This window comes from Cupriavidus sp. 05T42, assembly GCF_056396345.1.
In genome coordinates, this window is the sequence record NZ_JBFTLH010000021.1 from 72496 (window position 1) to 97367 (window position 24872).

The 24872-nt window shown below is 68.4% G+C and carries 14 protein-coding genes; 3 read left to right on the plus strand and 11 right to left on the minus strand.

The features are described 5' to 3' along the window. Positions 1-2 precede the first annotated feature (2 nt). Together AC1EJR_RS22940 and AC1EJR_RS22945 are read right to left on the minus strand one after the other, a co-directional pair. Positions 3-2381: a DNA polymerase II gene (locus AC1EJR_RS22940; protein WP_477147594.1), complete on the minus strand. Its 2379-nt coding sequence runs from the start codon at positions 2379-2381 to the stop codon at positions 3-5. A gap of 51 nt (positions 2382-2432) precedes the next feature. Next, positions 2433-2804 carry a c-type cytochrome gene (locus tag AC1EJR_RS22945; RefSeq protein ID WP_477113756.1) on the minus strand — a complete coding sequence of 124 codons (372 nt, stop codon included), beginning with the start codon at positions 2802-2804 and terminating at the stop codon, positions 2433-2435. A 277-nt stretch (positions 2805-3081) separates the two neighbouring features. Between AC1EJR_RS22945 and AC1EJR_RS22950 the strand changes: the two genes are divergently transcribed. Continuing rightward, on the plus strand, positions 3082-8577 hold the full coding sequence (locus tag AC1EJR_RS22950; protein WP_477147595.1) for a trifunctional serine/threonine-protein kinase/ATP-binding protein/sensor histidine kinase: 5496 nt from the start codon (positions 3082-3084) through the stop codon (positions 8575-8577). Here AC1EJR_RS22950 and AC1EJR_RS22955 read toward each other — a convergent pair. The 6 genes from AC1EJR_RS22955 to AC1EJR_RS22980 all read right to left on the minus strand — a co-directional run bounded on the left by AC1EJR_RS22955 (position 8549) and on the right by AC1EJR_RS22980 (position 17120). Continuing rightward, positions 8549-10111 carry an efflux transporter outer membrane subunit gene (locus AC1EJR_RS22955; protein WP_477147596.1) on the minus strand — a complete coding sequence of 521 codons (1563 nt, stop codon included), beginning with the start codon at positions 10109-10111 and terminating at the stop codon, positions 8549-8551. The two genes, AC1EJR_RS22950 and AC1EJR_RS22955, sit on opposite strands and share 29 nt — an antisense overlap. Before the next feature lie 5 nt (positions 10112-10116). Beyond that, the gene (locus tag AC1EJR_RS22960; RefSeq protein ID WP_477147597.1) at positions 10117-12099 is read right to left on the minus strand and encodes a glycosyltransferase family 2 protein; all 1983 of its coding nucleotides are present in this window, start codon (positions 12097-12099) and stop codon (positions 10117-10119) included. A 2-nt stretch (positions 12100-12101) separates the two neighbouring features. Then, positions 12102-13367 carry a hypothetical protein gene (locus AC1EJR_RS22965; protein ID WP_369823508.1) on the minus strand — a complete coding sequence of 422 codons (1266 nt, stop codon included), beginning with the start codon at positions 13365-13367 and terminating at the stop codon, positions 12102-12104. Positions 13368-13499: 132 nt separating this feature from the next. Further along, positions 13500-14849 carry an HlyD family secretion protein gene (locus AC1EJR_RS22970; protein ID WP_441644728.1) on the minus strand — a complete coding sequence of 450 codons (1350 nt, stop codon included), beginning with the start codon at positions 14847-14849 and terminating at the stop codon, positions 13500-13502. Positions 14850-15403: 554 nt separating this feature from the next. Continuing rightward, positions 15404-16324 (minus strand): SDR family oxidoreductase, encoded by a 921-nt coding sequence (locus tag AC1EJR_RS22975; RefSeq protein ID WP_477113760.1) that lies wholly within the window; start codon positions 16322-16324, stop codon positions 15404-15406. A gap of 19 nt (positions 16325-16343) precedes the next feature. Continuing rightward, the gene (locus AC1EJR_RS22980) at positions 16344-17120 is read right to left on the minus strand and encodes an SDR family oxidoreductase (RefSeq protein ID WP_092297903.1); all 777 of its coding nucleotides are present in this window, start codon (positions 17118-17120) and stop codon (positions 16344-16346) included. 142 nt (positions 17121-17262) lie between these two features. Here AC1EJR_RS22980 and AC1EJR_RS22985 point away from each other — a divergent pair, with 142 nt between their 5' ends. Together AC1EJR_RS22985 and AC1EJR_RS22990 are read left to right on the plus strand one after the other, a co-directional pair. After that, positions 17263-18174 carry a LysR family transcriptional regulator gene (locus tag AC1EJR_RS22985; protein ID WP_092297906.1) on the plus strand — a complete coding sequence of 304 codons (912 nt, stop codon included), beginning with the start codon at positions 17263-17265 and terminating at the stop codon, positions 18172-18174. Between the two features lie 114 nt (positions 18175-18288). Beyond that, entirely contained in the window at positions 18289-18429 is a 141-nt protein-coding gene (locus AC1EJR_RS22990; RefSeq protein ID WP_177219974.1) for a hypothetical protein, read from the plus strand. Between the two features lie 24 nt (positions 18430-18453). On the opposite strand, the gene ccsB is transcribed toward AC1EJR_RS22990, so the two are convergent. Genes ccsB through AC1EJR_RS23005 form a run of 3 tightly spaced genes read right to left on the minus strand, consistent with a single transcriptional unit; the run spans position 18454 to position 24820 of the window. Next, on the minus strand, positions 18454-19638 hold the full coding sequence (ccsB, locus tag AC1EJR_RS22995; protein ID WP_477113761.1) for a c-type cytochrome biogenesis protein CcsB: 1185 nt from the start codon (positions 19636-19638) through the stop codon (positions 18454-18456). Beyond that, complete coding sequence (locus AC1EJR_RS23000; protein ID WP_477147598.1) at positions 19635-21671, minus strand: cytochrome c biogenesis protein ResB; 2037 nt, start codon at positions 21669-21671, stop codon at positions 19635-19637. Before AC1EJR_RS23000 ends, ccsB begins: the two co-directional genes overlap by 4 nt. Next, positions 21668-24820 carry an efflux RND transporter permease subunit gene (locus AC1EJR_RS23005; RefSeq protein ID WP_477113763.1) on the minus strand — a complete coding sequence of 1051 codons (3153 nt, stop codon included), beginning with the start codon at positions 24818-24820 and terminating at the stop codon, positions 21668-21670. The genes AC1EJR_RS23000 and AC1EJR_RS23005 overlap by 4 nt, the downstream gene beginning before the upstream one ends. Between the last annotated feature and the right edge of the window lie 52 nt (positions 24821-24872).

Sequence of the window (24872 nt, forward strand, 5' to 3'; positions counted from 1 at the left end):
TTTCAGTMCGGAAACAGCGCCATCTGCCCAGTCAGCAGCGTGTCGAAATCATCGTCGAGGAAGGGCAGGATGGCGTCGGCAATCGGCTGGAGCTGTTTTGTGATGTAGTGGTCATAATCGATCGGCGACTGGCGCGGATCGAGCGTCTCCATCGGCATCGGCCCGGCCACCGTCATCACATAGCTGATCCAGCCGCCGTTCTGGTACTGGCGCGGGCGGCCCTGGCTATCGTTATAGGCATCGGCCAGCCGCGCGGCGCGCACGTGAGGCGGGACGTTGCGCTGGTAGTCGCCAAGCTGGCGCCGCAGGCGCTTGCGGTAAACCAGTTGCGCGTCCAGTTCGCCGGCCAGCGTGCGGCGCACGATGTCCCGCACATAATCGCGGTACGGCTCGCGGTTGAAGATCATCGCGTAGAGCGTCTGCTGGAACTGCTGCGCCAGCGGCGACCAGTCCGTGCGCACCGTCTCCAGCCCCTTGAACACCATCTCGGCGCGGCCATCGGCACGCATGACCTGACCGGCGTAGCGCTTCTTGCTGCCCAACTCGGCGCCCCGGATGGTTGGCATCAGGAAGCGCCGGAAGTGGGTCTCGAACTGGAGTTCCAGCGCGCTGTCCAGGTCGAAGGTCTGGCGCAGGTGGTCGCGCCACCAGTCGTTGACGTAGGCGACAAGTTCACGCCCGATGCGTGCCGCATCGTCCTCGGCATGGGCGCCGCGCAGCCAGACGAAGGTGGAGTCGGTGTCGCCATAGATCACGTCATAGCCGCGCGCCTCGATCAGCAGGCGCGTCTGGCGCATGATCTCGTGGCCGCGCATGGTGATCGACGACGCCAGGCGCGGGTCGAAGAAGCGGCAGCCGCTCGATCCGAGCACGCCGTAGAACGCATTCATGATGATCTTCAGCGCCTGCGAGAGCGGCTTGTTCTGCTCGCGCTTGGCCGCCTCGCGGCCCTGCCAGATCCGCGCGACGATGGCCGGCAGGCAGTGCTTGCCGCGCGAGAACCGCGCGCCCCGGAAGCCGGGCACCGAATCGGCGTCATCGGGGTGGGCCAGCCCCTCCACCAGCCCGATCGGATCGATCAGGAAGGTGCGGATGATCGACGGATACAGGCTCTTGTAGTCCAGCACCAGCACCGACTCGTACAGGCCCGGGCGCGAATCCATGACAAAACCGCCGGGGCTGGCCTCGGGCGCCAGTTCGCCCAGATTCGGCGCCACGTAGCCCTGCCGGTGCATCAGCGGCATATATAGATGTGTGAAGGCGGCCACCGAGCCGCCGCTGCGGTCGGTCGGCAGGCCGGTGACGGTGGCGCGCTCCAGCAGGAAGGTCAGCAGCTCGGTGGCGGCGAAGATGCGGGTGACCAGCTCGCAGTCGCGCAGGTTGTAGCGTGCCAGCGCGGGCTTGTCCTCGGCGAACATGCGGTCGATGGCGTCCATGCGGTCGTAGGGGTTGTCGATCGCCTTGCCTTCGCCGAGCAGGGTCTGGGCCACCGACTCCAGGCTGAACGACGGGAAGCTCCACGTGGCGCCGCGCAGCGCCTCGATGCCGTCGATGATCAGCCGCCCGGCCGCCGCCGCGAAGTAGTGCTGCTGCCTGGCGTGCTCGCGCCACTCCATCTCGGCGCCGCCCCGGCCCAGCCGCAACGGCACCTGGAACTGCACTGCGTGGGCCTGCAGCACGCGAAGATCGAACTGAACGAGGTTCCAGCCGATGATGGCGTCCGGGTCGTGCTCGGCCAGCCACTGGTTGAGTTTTTCGAGCAGGGCGGGGCGGGTGTCGCAGTATTCGAGCGCGAAGTCCAGCGGGGCCGGATCGCCCGCCGGCGCCGGGCCGAGCATATAGACCTGCCGCTGGCCGCAGCCTTCCAGCGCAATCGAATACAGCTCGCCATGGGCGGTGGTTTCGATATCGAGCGAGACCAGGCGCAGGGTGGGGCGATAGTCGGTGGCCGGCTTCATCTGCGCTTGGCGCAGCACGCCGTGCGCGTCCGGCTGGCCGTCGAACCAGACCGGCGCGGTGATGAAGCGCTCCATCAGGTAGCGCTCGGGCGGGCGGATATCGGCCTCGTAAACATCCACGCCAGCCTGCCGCAGCGCCTTGTCGATCCGGATCAACTGGCGGTGCTGCTGGCAGTAGAGCCCGAGCACGGGCCGGCGGTGGAAGTCCTGCAGCTGGAGCGGGCGCAAGTCCACATCGCGCTCGCCGCGCAACAGCGGCTCGGCCTGATCGCGCTGGGCCTCGGGCACGAAGGCCACCGACGGCTGGGGCGGAAGGCGCAGCAGGCGCGGCCCCTGGTCCGTGGCCAGCCAGAAATCGACCTCGGTACCGGCGGGAGTATCGCGCCAGTGCCGGGTCAGGATGAAGCCCTGCTCAAGTGCCACGCTGGAAGCCCATGGAAAACCTGTGGGGAGGTGCTGGCGGGATTCTAGCCCCTACCGAACCGTTTGCAGGAAGGCCAGCAGGTCGGTGATCTCGCTGTCGTCGCCGATGCCCCAGAAGCGCATCTTGTTGCCCGGCACCACCTTGTTCGGGGCGTGGATGAAGGCGCGGAGCGTCTCGGGGGTCCAGACCACCTTCGACGTCTTCATGGCATCGGAATAGCGGTAGTCGGAAGTCGTGCCCGCCGGCCGGCCAACGATGCCGTTGAGGTGGGGGCCGAAGGTGCCGCGCGCCGCCGGGCCGATCTTGTGGCAGGAGGCGCACTTGCGGTCGAACACGGCACGTCCGGTCTCGATATCGCCGGCGGCGTGGGCGCTGGCCTGCATGACGAGGCAGGCAGTCAGCGCGATCAAGGGAAAACGCATGGTAGGTCAGCGAGGAATTGCAGCGGCGACAGTGTAGCCGCCCCCTCGGCTTTTCCCTTCGTCAACCCGAAAAATCGGCCGAATCACGATTCGACATCGCCTGATAACTATCATTATCTCGACCCGATATTTAAGCCGACAACAGCGGGCCGCCAGACAGCCCTGAAACTCGGACAATCCTGTCGCGCGGTGCTTTCCGGGCAGCTTGCGGCTGGCGGCTTGGTATATGCTGTCGCGGCGCCTTTTCGCGCATAGATATAGACAGGTGCCGGTGCCAATGAATGACAGCGTGAAGATGCAGTGGGACGATGGGGAGCGCGTCTTCCATCGAGGGCGGCACCCGGGCGGCGGCAACGGGCCGACCGTCCTGCTGGCGCGGCCCGCCGCCGAGCACCCGCTGCCTGCCTCGCTGGATMGCCTCGCCCACGAATTCGGCCTGAAGGACGAACTGGATGGCAGCTGGGCCGCCCGTCCGCTGGCACTGGTCCACGAAGGTGGCCGGAGCCTGCTGATCCTGGAGGACGCCGGCGGCGAACCGCTTTCGCAGCAACTGGGCGTGCCGATGGAGACGGAGACGTTCCTGGGGCACGCCATCGGCATCGCATCGGCACTGGGCAAGCTGCACCAGCGCGGGCTGGTCCACAAGGACCTCAAGCCCACCCATATCCTCGTGAATTGCGCCGACGGCCAGGCCCGGCTCACCGGTTTCGGCCTTGCCTCGCGGCTGCCACGCGAACGGCAGGCCCCGGAGCCGCCCGAGACCATCGCCGGCACGCTCGCCTACATGGCGCCCGAGCAGACCGGGCGGATGAACCGGTCGATCGACTCGCGCAGCGACCTCTATGCCCTGGGCGTCACGCTGTACCAGATGCTGACCGGTGTGCTGCCATTCGTGGCGACCGACGCCATGGAGTGGGTCCACTGCCATATCGCCCGCCTCCCGGTGGCGGCGCGCACGCGGGTGGAGACCATCCCGGACATGCTCTGCGACATCGTCGCGAAGCTGCTGGCCAAGACGGCCGAGGAGCGTTACCAGACCGCCGCCGGGCTAGAGCATGACCTGCGGCGCTGTCTGGACGACTGGAGGCGGCAGGGCAGCATCGACGCACTCCCACTCGACGGGCACGGCACGCGCGACCGGCTGCGGATACCCGAGAAGCTGTACGGGCGTGAGCAGGAGGTCGATACGATGCTCGACGCCTTCGCGCGGATCGTCGACGGCGGCGTGCCGGAGATGGTGCTGGTCTCCGGCTATTCCGGCATCGGCAAGTCGTCGGTGGTCTATGAACTGCACCGGGTGCTGGTGCCGCCGCGCGGGCTGTTTGCGTCCGGCAAGTTCGACCAGTACAAGCGCGACATCCCGTATTCCACGCTGGTGCAGGCCTTCCAGGGCCTGGTGCGCTCGCTGCTCGGCAAGCCCGATGCGGAGCTCGAACGCTGGCGCGGCGCGCTGCTGGAGGCGCTGGAGCCCAATGCGCGGCTCATGACGGACCTGATCCCGGAACTGAAGCTGATCATCGGCGAGCCGCCGCCGGTGGCCGAACTGGAGCCCCAGCAGGCGCAGCACCGCTTCCTGCTCGTCTTCCGGCGCTTCATCGGCGTATTCGCCCGGGCCGAGCATCCGCTGGCGCTGTTTCTCGACGACCTCCAGTGGCTCGACGCCGCCACGCTGGCCCTGCTGGAAGACCTGCTGAGCCATGCGGACCTGCGCTACCTGATGCTGATCGGTGCCTATCGCGACAACGAGGTCGACGACGCGCATCCGCTGGCGGGCACGCTGCGCGCCATTCGCGGCAAGGGTGTCAGGATCGACGAAATCCGGCTGGCGCCGCTTACCGGCGGCCATGTCGAGCAACTGGTGGCAGAGTCGCTGCATGGCGAGCCGGCGCGCATCGCGCCGCTGGCGCAGTTGATCTGGGACAAGACCGTCGGCAACCCGTTCTTCGTGATCCAGTTCCTGCACGGGCTGGTCGATGAGAACCTGCTGACCTTCGACCATGCCGCCCGGGATTGGCGCTGGGAGGCCGACCGCATCCACGCCAAGGGTTACACCGACAACGTGGTGGAGCTGATGGTCGGCAAGCTGGCCCGCCTGCCCGACGCGACCCAGCAGGCCTTGCAGCAACTGGCCTGCCTCGGCAACGTCGCCGGCATCACCACGCTCTCGACCATCCTCGGCATGGCCGAAGGGCAGGTCCACGCGGCCTTCTGGGAGGCGATTCGCCAGGAGCTGGTCGAGCGGCAGGAGGGCGCCTACGCCTTCGTGCACGACCGGATCCACGAAGCCGCCTATTCGATGATCCCCGAAGCCTCGCGCGCCGAGGCCCACCTCCGGGTCGGGCGGCTGATTGCCGCCCAGACGGCACCGGGCGAGCGCCAAGGCGCGATCTTCGAGATCGTGGGCCAGCTCAACCGGGGCGCCGCGCTGATCACCGAACAGGACGAGCGGGACCAACTGGCGGAATTCAACCTGCTGGCCGGCGAGCGCGCCAAGGCGGCGACGGCCTACGCCTCGGCGCTCACCTATTTCGCGGCGGGCGCGGCCCTCCTGAACGACGACGGCTGGGTCCGCCGGCCTGCGCTGCGATTCGCGCTGGAGTCGGGTCGCGCCCAGTGCGAGTTCCTGTCCGGGCAGGCGCCGGTGGCCGAAGCGCGGTTCGCGGCGCTGTCCGCGCGCGCCACGACGACGGTCGAACGTGCCCAGGTCACCTGCTGGCAGGTGGACATCTACGTGGTGCTCGGCCAGCGCGACAACGCCATCGCCGTTTGCCTCGCCTTCCTCCGCCATGTGGGGATCGACTGGTCCCCGCACCCGGACGAGACCGCGGTGCAGGCCGAGTACGCGCGCATCCGGTCCCAACTCGGCGATCGGCCGATCGAAACGCTGATMGACTTGCCGCCGATGGAGGATCCCGCCTCGATCGGCACCGTCGACGTCCTGATCAAGCTTTTCGTGCCGGCGTCGCATACGGATGCCAACCTCGCGTCCCTGACCATCTGCAAGGCGACCAACCTCAGTCTGGAGCACGGCAACGCCGATGCCTCGTGCGTGGCCTACACCAACGTGCCCCGGGTGGTCGGGCGGCGCTTTGGCGACTACGCGCGCGCCTTCCAGTTCGGCCAGCTTGGCTGCGAACTGGCGGAGCGGCGCGGGCTCGATCACTACGAAGCCCGCACCTACCTGTCCTACGCGCTGTTCGCCCGGCGCTGGGCGGAGCCTGTGCGGACCACCAACGACCAGTTGCGCCGCGCCTTCGACGCCGCGAACCGGACTGGCGACGTGCCGTTCGGCGCCTTCGTCTGCAACAGCCTCGCCGCCAACCTGCTGTTCATCGGCACGCCGCTGGCGGAGACCCAGAGCGAAGCCGAACGCGGCCTGGCCTACGTGAAGATGAAGCGCTTCGGCCTCGTCATCGGCTTCATGGAGACCCAGCTTGCGCTGATCCGGATGTTGCGCGGCCTGACGCCGGCATTCGGCAGCCTGGACGACGCGCAGTTCAACGAAGCCCAGGTCGAGGACCGCCTGCCCATGGGCTCCATCCTGAACGCCTGCTGGTACTGGATCCGCAAACTGCAGGCGCGTTATGTCGCCGGCGACCATGCGGGCGCCCTGGAGGCCGCGTCCCGGGCAGAACCGCTGCTGCCGGCCGCGCACGGGTTCATCGAAGAGGGCGAGTACGTCTTCTATAGCGCGCTGGCCCGGGCCGGCCTGTGCACCGCCATGCCAGCCGACGACCGCCAGCCACATATGGACATCCTGGCCGCCCAGCAACGCGAACTCCGCATCTGGGCCGATCTCTGCCCGGAGAACTTTGCCGGCCATGCCGCGCTGGTGGCTGCCGAAATCGCCCGGCTCGAAGACCGTGTGGTGGACGCCGAACTTGGCTACGAGACCGCCATCCAGCTCGCGCAGGATGGCGGTTATGTGCACAATGAGGCGCTTGTCAACGAACTCGCGGCACGCTTCTATGCGGCGCGTGGTCTGGCGAAGATCGCCCGTGTCTATTTGCGGGACGCCCGTTACGGCTACCTGCGCTGGGGCGCTGCGGGCAAGGTGCGGCAGCTGGAGGCCGAATATCCGCAACTGCGGACGGAGGAAGCCGCGCCCGGGGCGACGAACACCATCGCCACGCCAGTCGAACATCTCGACCTTGCCACCGTGATCAAGGTGTCACAGGCCGCCTCGGGCGAAATCGTCCTGGACAACCTGATCGAGATGATCATGCGCACGGCCATCGAGCAGGCCGGCGCCGAACGCGGCCTGCTGATCCTGTCGGACGGCGGCGAACTGCGAATTGCGGCGGAAGCCACGACCGGCAGCGACGCGATCCTGCTGCAACTGCGCGCGGCGCCCGTGAGCGCGGCCATGCTGCCGGAATCGGTCCTCTACCATGCCCTGCGCACGCGCGAGAACGTGTTCCTCGACGACGCCGTGGCCGAGCCGTCCTTCTCCGCCGACCCGTACATTCGCCAGCATCGCGCCCGCTCCGTGCTCTGCCTGCCGCTGATGAACCAGGCCAAGCTCATCGGCGCGCTGTACCTCGAAAACAACCTGACCGCCCGCGTGTTCTGCCCGGCCCAGATCGCAGTGCTGAAGCTGCTGGCCTCGCAGGCCGCCATCTCGCTGGAAAACGCCCGGCTGTACCGCGACGTGGCGGAACGGGAAGCGAAGATCGGGCGACTCGTGGACGCCAACATCATCGGGATCGTCTTCTGGCGGGGCGAGGGCGAGATTCTCGAAGCCAATGATGCCTTCCTGCGCATGGTGGGATATGAGCGCGAGGAACTGCTCTCGGGGCGCGTGGGCTGGGACGACCTGACGCCGCCGGAATTGCGCCCGGTCAACCACCATGCACTGGCCGAGGCCGTGCGGGCGGGGCACGCGCGGCCCTTCGAGAAGGCGTACGTCAGGAAGGATGGCAGCTACTTGCCGGTCATCGTCGGCCTGGCCACGTTCGAAGCCGGCMGGAAGGAGGGCGTGGCGTTCGTGCTCGACCTGACCGAGCGCAAGCAGGCCGAGGAAAGGGTCCACCAGGGCGAGCAGCGCTATCGCGAAGTCCAGGCTGAACTGGCGCACGCCAACCGCGTGGCCACCATGGGGCAGCTTGCGGCGTCGATCGCGCACGAAGTCAGCCAGCCGATTGCGGCGACGGTGACCAATGCGCAGGCGGCACTGCGCTGGCTGGGCGCCAAACCATCCAATATCGACGAGGTGGGCCAGGCGCTCACCCGTATCGTCAAGGACGCCAACCGCGCGGGGGACGTGCTCGGGCGCATCCGCCAGCTGATCAAGAAGGCGCCGCCGCGCAAGGAGCTGGTGGACATCAATCAGGCGATCGGCGAGGTGGTCGAGCTGACCCGTGGCGAAGCCGACAAGGGCCGCGCCACGGTGCAGGCGCAGCTTGCGGATGGCTTGCCAGCCATCGAAGGCGACCGCGTGGAACTGCAGCAGGTGCTGCTCAACCTGATCATGAACGCGCTGGAGGCCATGGGCGGCAGCGGCGACGGTGCCCGGCAATTGCTTATCCGCACCGTGCAGGCCGAGGCCGGCAGCGTGTTGGTGACGGTGAGCGACACCGGCCCGGGCTTTGCGCCGCAAGACGCCGAGCGCGTGTTCGCCCCGTTCTACACGACCAAGGCCACGGGCCTGGGCATGGGTCTGTCGATCTGCCGGTCGATCATCGAGGCCCACGGCGGCCGGCTCTGGGCGAGCCCGAACCAGCCCCGGGGCGCCGTGGTCCAGTTCACCGTGCCAGCGCAACCGGCTGCGTGACGGCCGGCGTGGCAGCTTTCGCGGCGGGGGCGGCTGGCGCGGCTGGCGCGCCGGGTGCGGGCCGGGCCGGCTGGGCCACCGTCGCCTGCGTCCATCCGCCGCCGAGCGCCTTGTACAGGCCCACCCGGCTGGTCAGCCGCGCGAGGCGGATCGTCACCAGCGCCTGCTGGGCGTTGTAGAGCTGCCGCTGGGCATCGAAGACGCCGAAGTAGTCATCCACCCCGTTCTTGAAGCGGATTTCCGACAGGCGCCGCGTCTCGGTAATCTCCTTCGCCAGCGCCTCCTGCGCAGCCGTCTGGCGGTCGTAGGTGCCGCGCGCGGCCAGCCCGTCGGCCACTTCGCGGAAGGCACCCTGGATGGTCTTCTCGTAGGCGGCCACGTTGATGTCCTTCTGCACCTCGGAGACGGTCAGGCGGGCCTGATTGGCGCCCGCGTTGAAGATCGGCAGGGTGATCTGCGGCGCGAAGACCCAGGCCATGCCGCCCGAGAACAGCCCCGCCAGCGTGCTGCTGGCCGCGCCGACGCTGGCGGTCAGCGAGATGGTCGGGAAGAAGGCCGCCCGCGCCGCGCCGATATTGGCGTTGGCCGCCTTGAGCCGGTGTTCGGCGGCCATGATGTCTGGCCGCTGCTCGAGCACGGTGGAGGGCAGCCCGGCCGGCAATTCGGCCACAAAGGAATTGTTCTCGAACGGCTGCGGCGCCGGCAAGTCGGCCGGCAGTTGCCCGCCGATCAGCAGCGCCAGCGCGTTTTCATCCTGCGCCACCTGGCGCGTGTACTGCTCCACGCCCACGCGCGCCGTCTCCAGCTGGGTCTGGGCGCGATGCGTGTCGAGCTGGGCCATGCCCCCCGCGCGCTTGCTGCGGTCGATCATCTGCGCGGCGTCTTCCTGCACCTTGAGCGTGTCCTGCGAGATCTTCAGCAGTTCCTGATCGGCCCGGAGCGTCAGGTAGGCACTGGCAACCTCGGCCACGAGGCTGATTTGCGCGCTGCGGCGCACCTCCTCGATGGCGAGGTACTGTTCCAGCGCTTCGTGCTTGAGGCTGCGCACCCGGCCGAACAGGTCCAGTTCGAAGGCGTTGAAGCCCACGCCGGCGGTCCACGCGTTGATGATCGGGTCCTGCCCCGGCGGGCGCAGGTCGCCGCTGATGCGCGAACTGGCGAAGCCGGCGCTGCCATTGATGGCCGGGAACTGCGCCGCCCGCTGGATGCGGTACTGCGCGCGCGCCTGGTCGATCGACAGCGTGGCAATGCGCAGGTCGCGATTGTTGGCCAGCGCGAGTTMGATCAGCCGGCGCAGGCGTGCATCGGTGAAGAAATCTTCCCAGCCCAGACTGGCGGCGGGTGCCTGCGCCTGCGCTTGCCCCGGTGAGGCCGCCTGGGCACCGGATGCGCCCGATTGGTACGCGGCGCCGGTCGGCCATTGCTGGGGCACCGGCGACTCGGGCCGCTGGTAGGTGGGTTCGAGCGTGCAGGCGACCAGCGCCAGCGGGAGCAGGGGGACTAGGTAGCGCATCGTCGTGATTGTCTTGGTCATGGTGGTTATCCCGAAAAAGCGCGTCGCAGCAGCTGGGCGATGGCCACGCCGGGCCGGCCACGGTCTGCGATGTTGTGTGCGGGCTCGCTGAACAGCAGGCGGATMAGGCGGTGGCGGGCGGCCGTGTCGGGGCGCAGCGCCACGCCGGCGAGGTTGCCGCGCGCACGCGCCACGCGGCAGGACACCCAGCCCAGCGGCGCCAGCCAGATCGCCCCTTCGGCGCCGTCCATGCCGCGCGTGACGGCCGCGTTGCCGTCGAGCAGCAGGCCCGCGCCGTTGCAGGAGAGGTCGCGCGTGGTGCCGTGGAATTCGTAGGCCACGCCGTCCTTGCCGTAGAGCCGCAGCACGGCGCGCTCCCGGTGCGGAAAGCGTTCTTCCTTGCGGGGGCGCGGCAGCTCGAAGCACACCAGCAGGGAGGCGAAGTACAGCACCATCGACACCAGCGTCCAGCCGATGTTGAAGGCCAGGCCGGGCGCCGAGCCATCGGCGGCCACGGCGCGGGCCAGCCCCATGCCGGTGAGCAGGAACATCCCGCCGTAGAGCGCGGCGAACTTGCCGTGGATCACCAGCTTCGAGCGGTCCAGCCCCTTGTTGGTGACCTTGAACGGTCGCCCGAACGGCTTGAACACGGCGCTGGCCAGCGTGGCGGTCACCGCCAGTGCCGCCACGATCTGGGTGACCTCGGTGAAGATCGGCATCGCCCGCGAGCCGGTGATCCAGATGCTGTAGGCCCAGTACAGCAGCAGCGCCGGCACGCCATAGGCGAGGAACTGGACCGGATCGCCATATAGCGTCGGCACGTTGAAATACCAGTAGAGCAGGGGGCCGGCCAGCAGCATCAAGGTGAACGGGCGGCTCAGCCAGTGGAGCAGGCCGTGCACGTAGTGCAGCCGCTGCCGCAGCGAATAGCCGCGCCCGCGCAGGGGACCATCGGCGGTGAGCGCCACCTGGATCGTGCCCAGCCCCCAGCGGCTGCGCTGGCTGATGTATTCAGGCAGCCCTTCGGCAGACAGGCCCACGCTGAGCCGCTCGTTGAGCCAGCGCGTGATGTAGCCGTGCGGCATCAGGCGGTAGGTCAGGTGGATGTCCTCGGTGACCGTGCCGGTCGGAAATCCGCCGATCTTGGTCAGCGCGTCGCGCCGCACCACKAACGAAGTGCCGATGCAGAACGCGGTGCCCCAGGCGTCCTTGGCCGGCTGCATGACGTCGAAGAAGGCCCGCTGCTCGTCCACCCAGCATTCGGTGKAGCGCAGGTTGTACTGGATCGGGTCGGCGTTGTAGTAGAACTGCGGCGTCTGCACCACGCCGACCACGGGGTCGTCGAACAGGCCGATGATGCGCAGCAGGATGTTCCGGTTCGGCGCGAAGTCCGCGTCCAGGACCATGATGAACGGCGCGCCGCCCGCCTCCGCGCTGTGCTGCAGCCCGTTATTGAGGTTGCCAGCCTTGGCGTGGGTGTTGTCCGGACGGGTCACGTAGCGCGCGCCGACMGTGCCGCAGAAGTCCTTGAGCCAGTCGCGCCGGGTATCGTCGAGCACCCAGACGCGGAAGTTGGGATAGTCGATGGCCAGTGCGGCGACGATGGTCTTTTCGAGTACGTCCAGCCCCTCGTTATAGGTGGCGATGAAGATGTCCACCTGCGGCACCTCGGGGCTGCGGCGCAGGACCGCCTCGCCGGCATCGGCCGCCGCGCTGTGGTCCGAGGTGCGCGTCAGCGTGACGATCGAGATCAGCGTGTAGGCAATCGTCAGGGTCTCGAAGCCGAAGAACGCGTACGACCACACGCTCGGGAAGTCCATGCGCCAGTCCGGCAGGGTCTGCGTGCAGCGCCAGACGTAGTAGCACGACAGCAGCACCCCGGCGGCGATGCCGAACAGCCAACGGTCCGCCGCGCGATGGCGGCTGCCGCGCAGGCATAGCACCGCGATCAGGAAGGCGCCGGCGTTGATCTCCATCAGCATCCGGTTTTCGAGAAAATCGGCGAACATCGTCACTCCTTGTTGGCGACATTGGCGGTGTCGGCCTGTCGTCCGCCGGGCTGGAACGGATTCCAGCCGGCCGCGGCCAGGATGGCCCACGCGGTGGCCCCGAGGTGGGGCAGGTGGTAGTAGTAGAAATCGTCGGTGGTGCTGTCCGGGCCGATCTGGAGACCGGTGCGGATGCGGCGCTCGGGCGTGGCAAAGAGGTAGCCCGAGGGCGCCCGCTGGGCCAGCAGCAGCGGCCAGAGCGGGCGGGCCTCGTCCTCGCGGCCCATGGCGCGCAGGACCAGCGCGGCCTGTCCGGTGCCTTCCGTCCAGACGCCATCGGGGCTGGCGTTGAAGCCGTAGCCGCCGCCCACGGCGTGGCGGCTCCGCGTCCAGTCCAGCGCGCGGCGCCAGGTATTGGCCGATTCGGGCACGGCGATCAGCGGCCATAGCGAGGCATCGAGCGCGGACGGCCCGGCGTTGAGCGAGCGCCCATCGTCGCGCGTGCCGATGACGAAGCGGCCTTCGCCGGGCTGCCACATCGCCTCCACGAAGCGCTTGGCGCGGTCCGCGCCGGTGCGCCAGCGCGGGTCATCGCTGTAGCGGCCCAGCCAGCGGAACGCCGCGTAGGCATCGACATTGTGTTCGGTGGACTTCCAGCCCTGCCGCTGCGGCGCGGGCTCATGGCCGAAGAAGCCGCCGATAAAGGCCGCCGGGGGCTCGCTGGCGAAGGTCTGCTTGTCGATCCAGCCCATCAGCGTGCCGGCGGTGTCCAGGTAGCGGCGGTCCTGCGTCGATTCATAGACCGCCAGCAGCAGCAGCGCGGCCCAGGCGACATTGCCGGTGGCCGTGCCCACCTGGTAGCGGTCTTCGAACCATTTCTTGCTCGGCTCGTCCCACCAGCCCGGCAGCGGCACCGGGCCATCGGGCACGGCGCCGGCGCGGTAGGCATTGCGCACGCGGCCATCGTGGTAGTGGCGGTCACGCGTGACGCCGGCCACCACGCCATCGGCAATCCGGCGCGCGGCGGCGGGCTGCCCGCAGGCAATGAGGGCGATGCCGGCCAGCGCGTTGTCATAGACGAAGGCCGACTGGCGCAGCGGGGCGGGCAGGGGCTCGCCGCCGGGGGCCGGCTCGTAGCTGCCGAGCATGACCGGGCCCTTGCCGGGCAAGGCGCCGACGCGCGCGGTCAGCGCCTGGCAGGCGCCATCGCGCAATTGCTGGCGCGCGGCGTCGGGCGGAACCGGGGGCGCGGCCATGGCGGGGGGCGGCGTKGCGAGCGCGGCGGCCATCAGGCACGCCCCCGCGCACGCCAGCGCTTGGGAGGGTAGGGAATAACGCTGCACGGCGAGGTCTCCTTCCTGCGGGCGTGGGGAACGTGGCGGATTGCCGATCCAGTCGAACGCAATCGAACGCAATCGATCTCAGATCAGGCTCTTGAACCACGGGCGATCGAGGCTGACCTTGGCCCAGTGGCCGAGCGCGCAGCGGTCCGTGCCGCTGCCGCTGCTGCCGGGCAAGTCAGGCAGAGGCTTGTTCAGCTTGGCAATCAGATAGATCTCGTTCTTCTCGATGGGCGGGAAGGGCACGAAGTAGCGCGCCTGGTCGCCATCGGGGGCGCGCGGCAGGATCTCGGACACGGCGCCCGACAGCGGCACGGCCACGCCATCGACCTGCACCTTGACCTTGGCGCCGGGCAGGAGGTCCTTGCTGAGGCTGCGCGGGAACACCGCCACCACGCTCGGCTGGGCGCAGTTGGTGGTGCGCATCAAGGTGGCGCCGGCCGCCACGCGCGTACCCGGCGGGGCGGTCACATCCTCGACGATGCCGCCGCCATAGGCCTTGATGTCGAGGTTGGTGACCCGCTCCACGCGCTCCTGCTCGGCGGCGACGAGTTTGTCGACCGACTGGCCGTACTCCTCCAACTGCTTGATCTCGGCTTCGAGCTGCACGTTCTCCGCGCGCAACTCGTCCTGCCGTTGCGCGAGCGAGCCCAGCGCGCCGTCGGTACTCGACATGTACACCTTGCCGCGCGCCGCCTCGCTGCTGCCGCGTGCGGTATCCAGTTCGGCCTGGATCGCATCCCGATTGCCGGCCAGCACGGTGAGCTGGTTGCGCGAGGCATCGGTATAGGCCTGGCTCACCGCCCCGGCCCACTGCATGGCCTGGTTGCGATTGACGAGGTCGGTCTGCTGGTCGATCTGCTGCTTGGCCACGGAGAGCCGCGCCTCGATGCCGCGCAGCTTGGACGCATGCTCGCGCTGCGCCGCCGACTGGTAGCGCTTGATGTCGTCGCCGGTGGACGCCAGCCGCGCCTGGTTGCCCTCGAGCTTGGCCTTGGCGGCTTCATAGCGCTTCTGGTTGTCGAGTTGCTTGCCGAGCAGTTCCACCAGCAGCGAGCGGTCGATATTGGGATTCTGGAGCGTCATCAGCGACTGCCCCTGCGCGAAGGTGCTGCCCACAGCCACGATCTGCTTCGTCACGATGCCTTCGACCGGCGTGGTGACGAGGTTCACGGGGCTGTTCACCACGGCGCGCTCGGAAGACCGCGTGAACACGGGCGGGAACATCACGGAGAGGACCACCCAGATGATGAAGGCCACCATCCCGTAGCTGGCCAGCCGCGGCACGATCTGCCACAGTGGCCGCAGGCTCAGCGTGCCGCCACGCCGCGCGACGAGGGGGTCGTCGAGCTTACCGCCGGGCGGGGGCGCGGGGGAGGTGGGCCGGCGCGTCGGCAACGTTGGTTTGTTGTCGGGCTTGTCGTTCTGCATGCCATCCTCCGAACAATAGTCAGCGCCCGTCAAAAAACGGGCAAAAGCGTCCCCACCGCGATGGCCGGAGCGGAATCGCGGAAATCACGGGCAAAAGCTGCACCCCGCACGCGGTGTTGGCGCGCGCGGAGGCGCAACGTCGTCGTCCCCAGGTAGTTCTTATGCGCGTGGTCCCGGGCTGTTGCTACGCGCCGGAACTGGCTTTACTTCCAGACCGGGCAGGCAGGCCGGTCATTTGAGAGGCCCACAAAAGCGGACCGGTACAGCGAGGCGATACACGCCCATTGATGCTCCGTCACACCATATCGCGGATGGGATCGGCATGGCATTGCCGGAGCGATTCAAAGGTAGTCAGTTTGACGGGGGCGTGCTGTAAGGAAGTGTAAGGACTGTATATCGCGATACTTAGTACGGCCGTTCGGTTGGCCGCGTGCGACAAGGGTCATGCGCGCGTCACGCAACACTAGTAATGAAGCGGTGACGTGAGAGCACTGCATCAGGGCATGATGCAGTGTCTCGGTGCAGTTGTGATGGAAGAAGCGTGGGGGAAAATGTTACGAGGTCGTAGAGATTGCAGCGTGCTCACTGCGCGGCACGAGAAGATCTCCCATGCCCACGCGATGGAGCATCTCGGCACGCAGGCGGTCCAGCACGGCGAAGCCGACGTCGGCGCCGTCCTGCGTCGGATCGACATGCACGCGGAACGGCCGCTTGCCGAACGGCGCGTTGACGACATCGACGATGGCGTCGGCCACTTGTCCCGCATCCGCATCGGGCGGCACGATGCCGGCGAACGCGTGCTGGATTTCATCGCCAAAGCCGGGATAAGGGCCCGACTCGTATTCCTCCGCGCGCGCGGTATCGGCAGGCAACCCCGTGTGCGCGAAATGGTTGGTGCCGCTGGTGAACGCGCCCGGGACGATGATCGATGTCTCGATGCCCCAGCGCGACAACTCGCGCGCGTACTGGACCGCGATGGCATCCATCGCCGCCTTCGCCGCGAAGTAGGGGGCGAGGTAGGGCGGGGTGCCGCCGGCCGAGCTGCTGCTCGAGACCCAGACCAGCAGCCCTTGCTTCTGGCGGCGCAGATGGGGCAGCACCGCGCGGTTCACGCGCTGGGTGCTGAGCACGTTGATGTCGTACAGCTGGGCGAATTGTTCCGGCGTGAACGCCTCGGCGGGGCCGAAGGCCATGTGGCCCGCGTTATGCATCAGCACCTCGATGCGGCCCGTGGCGGCGAGGATGCTGGCCACGGCGTCATCGATGGACGGCTGCGACTGTACGTCCAGCTCCACCGTACGCAGATCAGCGTCATGCGTGCGGGCGAACGCAGCCATTTGCGCCACGACTTCGGCATTGCGGCTGGCCGTGTTGCGCATGGAGGCGTAGACCGTGTGACCGGCCTTGGCGAGGGCCTCGGCGGTCAGGCGGCCGAAGCCGCTCGACGCGCCAGTGATGAGGATGACTTTCTTCATGATGGACTCCGCTCCTGCATCAGATGATGCCGCCGTTGACGCGGATGGTTTGCCCGTTGACCCAGGCGCCATCGGGGCCAGCCAGGAAGGCCACGGTGTTGGCGATGTCCTCCGGCGCGCCCAGGCGCTCCAGCGGGGCGAGCCGGGCGAGGTTGTCGATGACTTCCTGCGGCTTGCCGTCGAGGAACAGGGCGGTGGCAGTGGGGCCGGGTGCCACGACGTTCACCGTGATGTTCCGGCCGCGCATTTCCTTCGTCATCACATGCGTCATGGCTTCCACGCCGGCCTTCGTGGCGGCGTACACCGCGTAGGCGGGCTGGTAGAGGCCGACCACGCTCGACGACAGGTTGATCACTCGGCCGCCGTTGCGCAGGCGGCGCGACGCTTCGCGCAGCGTGTTGAACGTGCCCTTGAGGTTGATGGCGATCTGGCTGTCGAACAAGGCGTCGTCGCTGTCGGCCAGCTTCGCCAACTTCATGATGCCGGCGTTGTTGACGAGGACGTCCACACCACCGAAAGCGGCTTCGGCGGCATCGAACATGCGCGCCACGGCGGCCGGGTCGGCCACATTGGCCTGCTCCGGAATCGCCCGGCCGCCGGCGGCTTCGATTTCGGCGACCAGCGCCTCGGCCTCGCTGGCGCTGCCGGCATAGTTGACGACGACGGTGAAGCCCTCCTGCGCCAGCCGGCGGGCGATGGCGGCGCCGATGCCGCGTGAGGCGCCGGTCACGATGGCGACCTGCTGGTTGGACTTGGCCTGGGCGGTGGCTTCGGGGGTGATCTGGGTGGTGCTCATGGTTCTTCTCCGGGGTTGGGTGGCCGCCATTCGCTGTGTGGCGCTGCGGGTTGAGTGAACTATGCGCGATTGGAGCGGATAGATAATCGGTCTAAAATTGCCCGCACTTGTTCTGGCAGGGAAACAATCGGCGGAGGGTGGGGTGGACCGGTTCGACGCAATGCGGCTATTTACGCGGGTGGTGGAGCGGCGCAGCTTTACGCTGGCGGCGCACGACATGGAGGTGCCGAGATCGACGGTGACCAAGGTCATCCACGATCTGGAGGGGCGGCTGGGAGTTCGGCTGCTGCAGCGGACCACGCGCGTAGTGCGGCCGACGCTGGACGGGGAGGCGTACTACCGGCGCTGCCTGACCATCCTGGACGACATCGAGGACGCCGAGGGCGCCTTCAACGGCGCCGAGCCGAAGGGGCTGCTGCGGCTGGAGGTGCAGGGCACAATCGCGCGCCATTTCCTGCTGCCGGGATTTCCGGACTTCCTCGCCCGGCATCCGCATATCCAGATCTCGATGAGCGAGGGCGACCGCTGGGTCGACATGGTGCAGGAGGGCGTCGATTGCGTGCTCCGCTATGGCAAATTGCCCGATAGCGAGCTGGTGGCGCGGCAAGTGGCGACCCTGGACCGGCTGACCTGCGCCACGCCGGCTTACCTGGCGCGGTTCGGCACCCCAACGAGCCTGGCATCGCTCGACGGGCACCAGATGGTGGGCATCCGATCGGTTACGACGGGGAATGTCACGCCGCTGGAGTTCGACGTCCACGGGGAAATACAGGCCGTATCGATACCGGCCGTACTGACCGTGACCGGGACGGAAAGCTACCTGGCCGGGATCAAGCTGGGGCTAGGGTTGGCCCAGGTGCCGCGCTTCCATATCGAACGGGAACTGGCCGATGGCGAACTGGTGGAGATCCTGCCGGACACGCCGCCGCCTTCGGCGCCGGTCTCGCTGTTGTATCAGCGGTCCCGGCAGCTATCGCCACGGGTGAGGGCGTTTCTCGACTGGGCCGCCCGGGAATTCGCCGATCGATGCAGAAAAGAGACGGAAAGCGACTGATCGATMATTTCCAGGCGAGATGCTCAATCTCTCGTGATATACCACATACAAAATATTTACAGATGGTGCGACGCATCATATAATGGAAACTCCTAAACGTAGCTGGAGTGCTTCATGGAAGTCGCCACCCTTTTCGCCCTTGCCGTCGCTTTCCTGTTCTCGGGCGTCAGCGTCACCATGGCCATCGCCGATCTCGTCGATCCCCAAGGGGAGCGTGGCGCGGCAGGCGAATTGGTGGACGTGCGCGCGGTGTGAGCGCTTTGTAACCGTCGGCCGCGTTCAGAGTGAACCGTACGAGTGCAGGCCAGCCAGGTACATGTTGACGCCAAGGAAGGCGAAGAGCGTGACGAACAGGCCGGCCACCGCCCACCACGCCAGCACGCGCGCGCTCACCTTGCCCAGCATGCGCAGGTGCAGCCACGCCGCGTAGTTCAGCCAGACCGCCAGGGCCCAGGTTTCCTTGGGGTCCCATGACCAATAGCCGCCCCAGGCTTCCGCCGCCCACAGCGCGCCGAGGATCGTGGCGACCGTGAAGCAGGCGAAGCCGCTCGCGATGGCGCGGTACACCGCTTCGTCGATCCATGCCGGATCCGGCATGCGCGACCTCATGAAACGCCGTCCCGACAGCAGGCGCGCGCCGCCGAGCATGGCTGCGATCGAGAACGCGCCATAGGCGAGGAAGTTCGCCGGCACGTGCAGCTTCATCCAATACGACTGCAGCGCCGGAATCAACGGCGTGATCGCGCCTGCGCCGCGCGCGCCGCCATACCAGAACAGGAAGGCGTAGGCCGCGCACAGCAGCGGCAGGGTGAACACCGTGAACCCCGCCGCGCGATAGCGGGACGCCATGTACAGCATCATCAGGCCGGTCAGGATGATGAAGACGACAAACACCTCATAGAGATTGCTGACCGGTATGTGGCCCATGCCGGCACCGATGCGGTACGACTCGTACCAGCGCGTGAGGAAGGCCGCAGCCGCGAGCCCCAGCCCGCTCCACGTGGCAGCACGGCCGATCGCGGCCAGGCGCGCCCGCTGTCCTACCCAGCCGGCGATGGAGGCCAGCGTGGCAACGCCKATCAGCGCGCCCGAGCCCAGCAACACCGGCTGACTCACCGGGCCGCTGGCGAGGTTGTCGACGGCCACGGCGCCGCCGATATCGCGGCCGAGCTGCCAGCAGAGCAGCGATGCCACGGCACCCGTGCCGGCCATGAACGCCCGCAGGGGCGGCCACGCATTGCCGGCATAGACCAGCCCGGCGGCGGCCAGCGCGAGGATCACGACCTCGTAGCCGTCCATGGCCGCCCACCAGCGTGCGTAGCAGACGGCGACCCCGCCCGCCAGCGCGATGGCGAACAGCTTGCCGGGGAGGGCGCCCGCCGGTGGCGGGTTTCCCACCGCAGCGGCGTTCAGGGCGGGGGCGGAGGCACCCGCCGGGGCAGGCTCTGCAATGGCAGTTTTCATGATGGTTCCGATAAGTCAYGGTTGCYGGCGTCCACCGGCGGGAGGGGGCCKAGCGGCGCCAGCCATGCAGCCAGTTCCGCTTCGAGCCCGGGCATCTTGCGATTGGCGCGCAGACCGGCCACCGCCACGCGGCTGGCTGGGTCCCACCACAGCCAGAGGCGCCGCTCGCGCACCGCGTACAGCAGCCACACGCCGATGGCCAGCATCGACAGGCTGACGATCAACAGCGCATCGCCACCACGCCGGGCGACCTGCAGGCCGGAGGCGGCGCGCTGGCTGACGGTGCCGGCCAGCGCCCACGCGGGCGCGTCACTGGCCACCATGTCGTCGTKGGCGTTCAGCAGGTCCTGCAGGCGGCGCCGGGCGGAGGCGTCCTGTGGACCCTGCTCGTCGTCCTCGGCGGCCAGCGCGCGCGCGGCGCGCACCACCAGGCCGGAGAGCAGCGTGGTGGCTGCGCCGCGTTCCGCCTCGGGCACCGTCGCCTCCACCAGCGCGGCGATGCCGGGCGAGCCGTCATGGGCGAACACCTCCAGCGCACGGGCCGCCACGTCCGCCATTTCCGCGGAGGGCTTGGCCAGTATCCGGCGCGCCGCACGCTGCCGCGCGGCGGGATCCTGCAGTTGGCGCTCGAATCGCTCGAACGTGGTCGCCGATCCGTCCGCATCGACAGGCACGCGGATGTACTCGTAGCCCTCGCCATCCGCCCGGCGCACGCCGCTGACGAAGTAGCGGTCGCCGCCAAAGGTCAGCGGCCGCAGGTACGTCACCATGGTGCGGGGCTGGCCAGCCGGGTCGCGCAGCACGTATTCGATGGTCGGTCCCAGGTCGGCGACGGTGCCGGAGCGGCCTTCGAGGTAGCGGCGCAGCAGCCCCTGTGCCGGCGCGTTGCCGGTGTCCTGGATGTTGTCCATGCGCAGGTCGCTCGCCTGGAACGTCCAGGGCGCGTTATCGATCAGCAGCGGCACATCGCTGCCCACGGTGGCCGCCAGCGGCACCGCCGCGCCAGTCCGGGAGAGCATGCGCAGGTTCAGCGTGCTGCCACCATCGGCAAATCCGGACTGGTAGAGCGTGACGCCGTGCTCGGCGAGCGGATGGTTGACGCGCAGCGCGTGGCGTGTCGGCGGCTGCCCGGGCAACTGGATCTCCAGGTCGCTGACGAAGTCCCGGGGCTGGCCGTTGGGATAGCGCTCGATGTGGAAGCGGTGCAGCCGCACGGTGAACGGCAGCGGCTGGACCAGATAGCCATCGCCGATGGGGACGATGGCGTTGCTGGCCGATTCACCTTCGGCAAGGGTGAGCTGGCCGCGATAGCTGAGCGTGCCGGCCGGCAGCACGCTGCTGGGCGGCACGGCATCGACGGGCAGGTMGCGGGTCTCGATCTGCTGGAGGCTGGCCAGCACGCGGCCCCGCACGGCGAGATCGCTGTCAAGGAACGCAGCCACGGTAATCAGGACGATTGCGGCGTGCGTCAGGATATAGCCGACGCGCCGCGCGCCACCGCGCCGCGCCGCCACCAGCAGCGCCCCATCGGCAGTCCGCCGTGTGGCGACACGAAAGCGCTCGCGCCGCAGCGCCGGCATCAGGGTGGCCAGCAGTGCGGCCTCGCCTGCGTCGTGACGGAAGCGCACGCGGCAGGGCAGGGTCTCGACGAACTTGCGGTTCACCTGATCCTGCCGATCGAAGACCTGCCGGAGCATGGCGGGCGTATTGCGCACCACGCAGATCGCCGTCGACGTGGACATGACCACCAGCAGCGCGCCGAACCAGCTCGCGTGGTAGACGTCGGTCATGCCGAGGAACACCAGCACCGCCGTCCAGGTCGTGCCGTATTGGGAGACATAGGCGGCCGGCCCGGCGTTCTGCGGCACGATGCTGCCGATGCAGGCCGCCAGCGCCACGATGACGAGGATCGCCACGGMGAAGCGCATCGAGCCAAGCAGGTGATACAACGCGCGGGCCGCCTTCCGCACCCGTTCCCCGAGTGCGATGGGTGCGGGGTKGGCCGATGGCCGGGTTGGGGCGTTCGTGCTCATACCCGTACCTCCCTATCCAGGGTGCCGAGGCGCGGCGCGCGGGCGGCACGCTCGCGGAACAGCATGACGTAGAGCGCCGGCATCAGCAGCAGCGAGAACACCGGCGCCGACAGCATCCCACCCAGCAGTGGTGCGGCGATCCGCTTCATCACGTCAGCGCCCGTGGCGTCGGACAGCATGACCGGCAGCAGCCCGGCAAGGATCACCGAGACCGTCATGGCCTTGGGCCGCAGCCGCAGCAGCGCGCCGCCCACCACGGCGCGGTAGAAGCCCGCCGAGCCGAGGTGCCCGCCATCATGCCGCCAGCGGCCGACCGCCTGGTCGAGGTAGAGCACCATGACCACGCCGAACTCGGTGGCCACCCCGGCCAGCGCGATCAGGCCGATCACAACCGCGACCGACATCTGGTAGTCCAGCCACCACACCAGCCACACGCCCCCGGCCACGGCGGCGGGCAGGCAGAGCAGCACCAGCAGCACGCGCCGCAGGCTGCGGAAGTGCAGGTAGAGCAGGCCCAGCACCAGCGCAGCCGTGGCGATGCCGATCAGTGCGAGGTTGGCGGACGCGTTCTCGAACTGCAGGTACTGCCCGGTCCAGGTGGCGGTGTAACCCTGCTGGTGGATGCCGGCCGCCGCCAGCGCGGCGCTGGCGCGGCGGTAGTAGCCGCCGATATCGGCGCCAGCCACGTCGACGAACACGTAGCCGATCAGCTTGGCGTTCTCGCTCTTGATCTCGGTGGGGCCATCGCTGATGCGGATGTGCGCCAGATCGCGCAGTGGCGCGAGCGCGCCGGATGGCGCCTTGACCTGCAGCGCGCCGATGGCGTCCGGCGTCTCGCGTTGCCAGGCCGGCAGCCGCAGCGTCACCGGGATGCGCTCCCGCCCGTCGGTCATCACCGTCAACTGCTGGCCGCCGAGCGCGCCTTCGATCACACCCTGGATGTCCGCGATGCGGATGCCGAGGCGCCCGGCCGCGGCGCGGTCGATGTCGATATCCAGATAACGGCCGCTGCCCGCGCGCTCCGCAAACACCGAGCGCGTGCCTTCCACCCGGTTGAGCACGGCCTGGATCTCGCCGGCCATGGTGTCGATGCCCGCGAGTGTCGGCCCGCTGACCTTGAGCGCGAGCTGGCTGCGGATGCCGGTAGACACCATGTCGATGCGCGTGCGGATGGGATAGCCCCAGGAGTTGGTCAGGCCTGGCACGCGCACGGCGGCGTCCAGCTTTGCGATCACGTCCTCGATCGACGTGCCGGGGCGCCACTGGTCGCGCGGATGCAGGCGGATAGTCGTCTCGATCATCGACAGCGGCGCCGGATCAGTGGCCGAGTCCGAACGACCCACCTTGCCGAACACGTGCTCGACCTCCGGTACCTGCAGGATCATGCGATTGGTCATCTGCAGGATGTGCTGCGCCTCGGCGGCGGAGACCGATTGCAGCGTGGTCGGCATGTAGAGCAGGTCGCCTTCGTCCAATGGCGGCATGAACTCGCTGCCCAGCCGGTAGAGCGGCCACGCGGCGCTCAGCACCAGGGCGAGGCCGGCGACCAGCGCCAGACGGGCATGGCGCAGCGTGCCGAAGAGCAGCGGCGCATACACGGCACGCAGGACACGGCTGACGGGGTTGCGGGATTCGCCACGGATCTTGCCGCGCACCGCGTAGCCCATCAGCACCGGCGTCAGCGTGATGGCCAGCCCGGCCGCGAAGGCCATCGCATAGGTCTTGGTGAAGGCCAGCGGGAAGAACAGCTTCGCTTCCTGCCCCTGCAGCGCGAAGACCGGCAGGAAGGACACGGCGATCACCACCAGCGAGAGGAACAGCGAGGGACCCACCTCGTTCGCGCTGGCGCGCACCATCTCCCAGCGGCGCGCGGCTGCAGGGTCGGGTTCCTTTTCCAGGCGCCGGTGCATGCTTTCCACCATGACGATGGCGGCGTCCACCATCGCCCCCACGGCAATCGCGATGCCGCCCAGCGACATGATGTTGGCGGTGCTGCCCTGCAACCGCAGCACGAGCAGGGCGCCGAGAATGCCGACTGGCAGCGTGACGATGGCGGTCAGCGACGAGCGCAGGTGCAGCAGGAACACCAGGCAGACGAGCGCGACGGCCAGCGATTCCTCGATCAGTTTGGTGCGCAGGGTATCGACGGCGCGCAGAATGAGCGAGGAGCGGTCGTACTGGATGGTCACCTTCACGCCCGCCGGCAGACCGCCCTGCAACTGGCCCAGGCGCGTCTTGACCCGCTCGATGGTGTCGAGGGTGTTCTGGCCCTGGCGCATGACCACAATGGCGCTGGCGGCATCGCCGTGGCCGTCCACGTCGACGGCACCCTCGGTGGGGCGCGGCACGGTGGCGATGGTGGCGACATCCCGGAGCCGGATCGCGCCGCCGTCTGCACTGTTCGCCACGGGAATCTCGGCCAGGTCGGCAGGCTTGCGCAGCAGGCCATTGGCGCGCACCACCAGTCGCGAGCGCGCCAGCTCGAACGCGCCGCCCTCGATGGCCTGGTTGCTCTCGCGCACGGCGCCGGCAACATCCGCGATCGAGAGATCGAGCGATGCCAGCCGCTGCGGATCCACCTGGATCTCGTACTGCCGACCCTTGCCACCCACACCCGCGATTTCCGCCACGCCGGGGATGGCGCGGAGTTCCGGCGCGAGATAGTAGTCCTGCAGTGCCTTGAGCCGATCCGGCGGCACCTGCCCGGATGGGTCCTCCAACGCGTATTCGAGGATCCAGCCCACGCCCGAGGCATCCGGACCCAAGGTGGGCGACACGCCGGCGGGCAGGCGGTCGCGGATCTGGTTGAGTTGCTCGGTCACGCGCGCACGCGCCACGGCAGGCGCCACGCCATCACGAAAGACGATGTACAGGTAGGACTGGCCGTACATGGAGAAGCCGCGCACGGCGTCGGCATCCGGAATGGACAGCATCGCGCTGGCCAGCGGATAGGTCACCTGATCCTCGACCAGCTGAGGCGGCTGCCCGGTGTAGTCGGTCTTGACGATGACCTGCGTATCGGAGAGATCGGGCAGGGCATCGAGCGGCAAGCTGCGCAGCGAGACGATGGCCGCCGTGCAAAGCATCGCCGCGGCAAGCAGGACGGCCGCGCGATGCGCTATGGACCAGTCGATGATGCGTCCTATCACGATATGTTCTCCGTCATGCCGATGTCATTGGGGCGGATGCGCTGCCGCCGCG